3 protein-coding genes and 1 pseudogene are annotated in these 6271 nt (G+C 59.9%); all 4 read right to left on the bottom strand.

Annotated features, from left to right (window positions below; all coding sequences use genetic code 11):
• Positions 1–3295 (bottom strand): hypothetical protein (locus LN450_RS12755; protein WP_228885003.1); only part of this gene is annotated, 3295 nt, incomplete at its 3' end.
• Between the two features lie 30 nt (positions 3296–3325).
• Positions 3326–3967 (bottom strand): DUF1629 domain-containing protein, encoded by a 642-nt coding sequence (locus LN450_RS12750; protein ID WP_011347817.1) that lies wholly within the window; start codon positions 3965–3967, stop codon positions 3326–3328.
• Positions 3968–4084: 117 nt separating this feature from the next.
• Positions 4085–5454: pseudogene (locus LN450_RS12745) on the bottom strand (hypothetical protein); the annotation flags it as partial.
• A 35-nt stretch (positions 5455–5489) separates the two neighbouring features.
• Positions 5490–6128 carry a DUF1629 domain-containing protein gene (locus tag LN450_RS12740; RefSeq protein ID WP_011347820.1) on the bottom strand — a complete coding sequence of 213 codons (639 nt, stop codon included), beginning with the start codon at positions 6126–6128 and terminating at the stop codon, positions 5490–5492.
• Between the last annotated feature and the right edge of the window lie 143 nt (positions 6129–6271).

Below are 6271 nucleotides of genomic sequence, written 5' to 3'. Positions count from 1 at the left end.
GGTCGTGTGTCGGGGTCGATTGGGTGCGCGAGTCCTCCACCTCTGCCGACCCTGCGGGGAAGCGATTCACAGCGCTGGCTTCCAAGGACTGCTCGTGTGCCTGCGCAAAGTGTGCTGCTGGCGGCACATTCGCTCCATGCTCAGTGAGCGAGCCATCGGAGGGACGGGGCTGCTCGGCCTTGGTTTCTTGCTCAGGATTTGAAAGCGCTGCGGCCTGCGACGCAATCAACGGGTCTGCTGACGCAATCGTTGTTGGGGCCATGACGCGAACCGGCGCTGCTTCCTGCTCACGCGCCACGTCTTGCTGACGGACCGACGCTTGTCGCATCTGCGCTTGCTGTGTTTGCACATGGTGATGCAGCGCTGGCGGCACCGCATCGGCCTCCGCGTCTTGTGAAGGCTGGCTGCCGAATTCCTGGCCACTAGAGGGAGGCACTTGGAGGTGCGCAGCATCGCGACTCTCCAACGCATGCCTTTCCAGCGCGCGTGCCAGTTCTTGTGCTTGATGCGGCTGCGCGTCGTCTGGATCAGGTGCCTGCATCCGTGGGTCAGGTGTGGTGTGAGCCTGGTGTTCGCCTGTCTGTTGGTTCTGCACTTCTAACTGCTGACGCGCGTCTTTCTGCTGCAACTCGGGCGGCGGCGTTTGTTGAGCCAGCGTCGCATTCGGAGCGTGCGGCTGAGGGTCGGCTTGCTCCGAGGCGTGCTGACTGGGGTCTCGCTGCTGCGCTTGCTGAGCCTGACCTTCCTGGACCTCAGTTCGCGTTGCTTCTTGAGCCTGGCGCTCTTGTTGCTCCCGCTGCTGGTTGTCGACCTGGCGCTCCTGCGCCTGACGTTGCTGGACCTCCCTTTCCTCACGCTCCTGCAGCTCGCGTTGCTGGGTGGTCTGTGCCTGCTGCTCCTGCAGTTGGCGTTCCTGCTGTTCGCGTTGTTGCCCTGCTTGGCGCTGACCTTCCAACAGCGCGTGCGCCTGGACTGCTTGTTCGCTCTGCGAATGATCTTCGCGCTCAGGCTGTGCCTGCTGGAGGTGCTCCCGCACCTGCGCGGCGTGTTGCTCTTGCGCAACACGATCCTGCTGTTCGCGTTCTTGTCGCGCCTGCGCCGCGACAGAGGCTTGCATTTGCGCCTGGAGGTCGAGCACTTGCTGCGGACTAGAAGAATCGGAGGTCGAGCTGTCTGCATCTCCCGTCGCTCCGGGCGCCCGAGCAACGGTTGCCGATTCCTGTCGGTGGCCTTGCGCCTCACTCAACGCCTGCCGGATGTCCTCGCTGCTGGTCACGGCCACCACGCGAGTCACCCCATCGCTGCCGCGCTGGAGGTGCGCGATGGGGCTGTCATACCCGTATTGCCCCGACGCATTGCGTTGTAGCTGCTGCATGGTCGGCCCGGTGATGCCGTTGGCCTCCATGGTCCGCTGCGAAGCCAACTCCACGGCCTGCTGAGTGTCTGGATTGACTTTCAAATCGACGCCTGCGGCCCGGTAACGGTGTAGCAGTTCGTTGTGCTCCATCTGCACAGCCGTGGGCGCGGGAAGCGCCTGGATCCCTGCCAAGGCTTCCTGAGAGCGCTCGATTGAGGGCTGCCGCAATTGGTCGGTCAGTTCCAGCTCCACCGCAAGATTGCCACTGGCTACGCCATCCTTGCCGGCCCACTGTCCTGACTCGGTGCGCTGGTAAAGCTGAGCGTCCGAACCGAGCACAGCGCCGGGCTTGGCCTGGGCGGCTTGGGCGGCCATAGGCACTTCGACACCGTAAGCCTGGGCCCGTTGCGCGGCATGGTTTTCGAGGTAAGCGGCGGCGATGGCTTCGCGCCCGGTGGCGATGTTAGTTTCGATGCGGCCCAGGGCTTCTTGGTTGAGCTGTTGCGCGCGCTCCGGGGAGGCGGTTTGGTGTTCGTAGCTGCCTCGGTCGTTGGCACCGGACACAGCGTTTTTGACTTGGCGTTCCCATGCCTGGCTCTCGGGATTGCGATGCCAGTTCTGGTTGTCTAGTCCAACCTGGTCGCTGGCCCGTGCAGGGAGGTTGAACGGGTCCTGCGGTGCAGGAGCTTTGCCTAGCGCCAACTCCACTGCCTTGGCGTTGGCCAGCGCGCCCAGTTCCTGGGATTTTTCATAGCTGGCGACCACGGGCTGCTCGCCGCTCGTGCGCCGGCCATCCGGAGCGAGCTCGATGGCCGCTTCGCGCTGCCAGTTGCGACCGTTGAACTGCCACTCCACGCCAGCCTTGTCGGTCTGGTGGTAGATGGCGCGGTTGTCCAGCAGATCGGCGCCTTTGTCGAACGCCTTGCTCATCAACAGCGCGTCGCCAACCACCAACGCAGCCGGCACGAAGCCGCTTCCTCCCAGGGCTGCTGCCGTGGACGCACCACCGGCCCAGCCACCGACATTGCGGGCCAGTGCATGGGTAGCCTCAGACTGCGCGGCAGTGGCATTGCCTTGTTCCAGCAGCTCGGCCGATCGGCGGGCGGTTAGCACTGCATCAGCACCTGTCGCCAACAAGCCGCCCGAACGCACCAAAGTGCTGGCCGACGCGTTACCCAGCAATACTTCCATGGACGCAGCGCCGCTTTGACCGCGAGGAACGCGCAAAGGTCTGGCGGCTTCCTCGCCCAAGGTGTTCTCAACTACCGCCACGCCAGCCGGTGATACGGTCAAGCGTCCGCCGTGGTAAGCCTCGGAGATGGCTACGGATAGCCCGTGGCGTTGAAGATCAATGTTGCCGCCTCGGGTCAACGGTCGCCCTGAGCTTTGAAAGTGGTTGAGTGTGGAGACGATGCGACCTTCGTTGTGCGTGACCAAGTGCCACTGTCTGTTTATGGCGCTAGCCTGACCATGTGCATCCACCTGACTGGCATTCTTGATTGCGTAGCCGTTGGGATCGTCGAAGAATGTCTTTGTTTGCGTTCGCGCCTGATCAGTAGTTTGCCCAATCCCGGTGTTGGTACGCAGGTCACCATTGATGAGCCCAACTTGCATGGTGTCAGACATTCGCTGCACTTTGACCGCGATGCGATCCAGGGCCTCCGGATCGCCTGCCAGTGCCGCTTGTCCGTCTTTGCTGAGTTCCAAACGTTCAAGGCGTGCTTGTAGGCCATAACGGTAATCGCCAAGAGGACCTCCACTATGAGGCGAGACCCCCAAGGAATCAGCTAAGGCCTTGTCGTTGGGCATGTTGATCAAATTGGACGAAGCATCCATGTCGAAGCGACCGGTATCCCTAAGCGCTTTCAGCAGCCGGCTATACCCCATCGTTTGTCGCTCGATGGTGTGGTGTTCTTGAAACAGGGGCTTGCTCGGCATAGTTCAGTCATTCCGTGCTGACGTGCTGCGTCAAAGATCGGATGCATCAATGAAGGAAATGCCGCTCAGTTCTGGATCTTCTGGCACTCCAGCGCGGTGAACCGCGGCCTTGAACACTTGGTCGCAGACAACGAACAAGCTATATGGCGTCAAAAATACATGCGCGCCCCCAAGTACCTCACGCTTGAACGCTAAGCTAGCCCCCCCTCCAGTCGCGTAATACTTTCCATTCACTAAGTCATCGTCGATTTCGATTTTGAGTATCGAGTTATCTTCATCCACAGCGTCTAGGACGCGCACGACATCACAGAGGAAATACCTTGAGCCTTGTGCACCGTTGCCCAACCGAACGTCGCATTCGGCGAAAGCGAACGCTTCGTTATCCACCGAAACCATGGCCTCGCGCAGTCGTTCCGAGACGAGCCAGTAGCCGCTGAACCCTCCCTCCAGATCACGTGGCTCTGGGCCCTGGGAAGGATCGAGAACAAGCTTTGGCTTTTCGCGCAGATGAGGGAATCCACCGCCTGGGGGACGCAAGATTAGGCGCGGCGGCGTTATTAGCTTCTGGACGTTTTCAAAGACCGCTCCCCTAAAGGGCCTATTGCTTTCCAAGTCGGGGCCAAACACAAAGAATTCGCCTGCATTGGGTTGATTGGCTGTTTTCGTTTCCATGCGTCGCGTCCCGTTCTTGAGTCATGTCACCAGAATCATTGCGAAAAATCCTAGCGTCGCCAGCGTATATCTTGGCAGACACTGCAACGGTAGCGCCTTATCCGCTAATTTGCATTGTTTGACTTGGCGTTCCCATGCCTGGCTCTCGGGATTGCGGTGCCAGTTCTGGTTGTCCAATCCCACTTGGTCACTGGCCCGTGCAGGGAGGTTGAACGGGTCCTAGGGCGGCGGCGCTTTGCCCAACGCCAACTCCGCTGCCTTGGCATTGGCCAGCACGCCCAGCTCCTGGGATTTTTCGTAGCTCGCAACCACGGGCTGCTCGCCCGGCGTGCGGCGGCCATCCTGGGCCAAGTCGATGGCCGCTTCGCGCTGCCAGTTGCGACCGTTGAACTGCCACTCCACGCCAGTTCTGTCTGTCTGATGATAGATGGTGCGGTTGTCCAGCAAATCGGCGCCCTTGTCGAACGCCTTGCTCATCAACAGCGCGTCGCCAATCACCAACGCCGCAGGCACAAAGCCGCTGCCACCCAGCGCTACGGCCGTGGACGCACCGCCGGCCCAGCCGCCGACGTTGCGGGCCAATGCATGGGTGACTTCAGACTGCGCGGCGGTGGGATTGCCTTGTTCCAGCAACTCTGCCGAACGGCGCGCGGTCAGCACTGCGTCTGCACCTGTCGCCAACAAGCCACCCGAACGCACCACGGTACTGGCCGACGCATTGCCCAGCAGCACTTCCATGGACGCGGCACCGCTTTGACCGCGAGGAATTCGCAGAGGTCTGGCGGCCTCTTCGCCCAAGGTGTTCTCAACAACAGCAACACCCCCCGGCGATATGGTCAAGCGTCCGGCATGGTAAGCATTTGAAATAGCCTGAGACAAACCATGCCGCTGGAGTTCGACTGCACCACCGCGGGTCAGAGGATTGGGGACGCTCTGGATATGTTGGAGTGTGCCCACCACACGGCCTTCGGTATGTGTCACCGCCGCCCAGCCGTTATCCACCGCCGCATAACCCTTCAGGCTCTGAAGTTGCGCAACATGGGCCTGTCCATAACCGACTTCGTTGCGAAAGAAATTCTGGATGCTTGGGCGAATATCGTCGGCGCGAAGGCCAAGTGGCGCATTGGTGTGCAAATCGCCATTAATAAGTCCCACACGCATTGTGTCGCGGAGGGTCTCTACACGTGCACTGACGCGAGTCAGGGCATTGGAGTCGCCAGCTATCGCAGCGGCTCCATCAGGAGACAACTCCAAGCGCCTCAATCGCCGTTGCAAACCAACTTCATAGTCTGCGATAGGGCCGCCGTTATGGGGCGTGACCCCTAAAGTCTGCGCAAACCCAGGATTGGATGGTAAGAAATTCGGTTTTCGGCGGCATGAATATCGAAATGCCCTGTGTCTGAAAGTGCTTTGAGCAACTGGCTTCTCTCAAGCGTCTGTTGCTCAATGGCGTGATGATTTTGAAAGACGGGTCTGCTGCGGGGCATGGGTCAGACTCCTTCTGGCAACTTTTAATTAGCCGTTAGGCATCCGAAGCATCGATGAACCAAAGACCGTCGGCATCAGTTTCGGTCTCAATGCCTGCCGCATCGACTGCATCTCTGAATACGCGGTCGCAAAAGACTTCGATGGTGTAAGGCGTCTTGAAGACATGCGCCGGACCCAAACGCACGCGGTCGAACGTTACACTGGCGCCGCCGGTCAGATCGTAAAACTTGCCATTGACGAAGTATTCGGTTGTGTCAATGAAGAGCTTGGACGCTTCTTCGTCCAGTGCGTCAATCTCTTGGATCACGTCACAGAGAAAGTAGGGTGGCCCTTTCGCACCATCAGCCAACCGATAGTCCACCTCTGCGAAAGCGAACGCAGTGGGATCGACCGAGGTCATGACTTGAAAGAGTCGTTCTGATACAAGCCAGTATCCACTGAAGCCAGGCTCCAAGTCCTTAGGAGGTGGGCCTTTGCTGGGGTGATAGACCAAACGCGGCGTTTCGCGCAACGGAGGGAAACCACCGCCTTCAGGCCTCAGAATCAGGCGCGGGGGTGACAACAAATTCTTGACGTTCTCAAAGACAACGCCGTTCACCGGTCCGTTGATCGTGCCCGCTTCGAGGATAAAGAACTCACCAGCCTTGGGCTGATTGGCTGTCGTCGTTTCCATCGGCTGTATCCGTCATTGATTTATGTCGCCGGGATCATTGCGGCAAAGTTTAGCGCCGCAGTCTCATTTCTGGGCAGATGGTGCAACGGTGGTGTCCTGTCCGCTGCTCTGACGCTCCCAGGTCTGACAATCGGAATTGCGGC

The organism is Xanthomonas euvesicatoria pv. euvesicatoria (assembly GCF_020880415.1).
GTDB classification, from domain to species: domain Bacteria; phylum Pseudomonadota; class Gammaproteobacteria; order Xanthomonadales; family Xanthomonadaceae; genus Xanthomonas; species Xanthomonas euvesicatoria.
The sequence above is the reverse complement of the archived record's forward strand: the minus strand, read 5'-3'. Positions and strand labels throughout refer to the sequence as shown.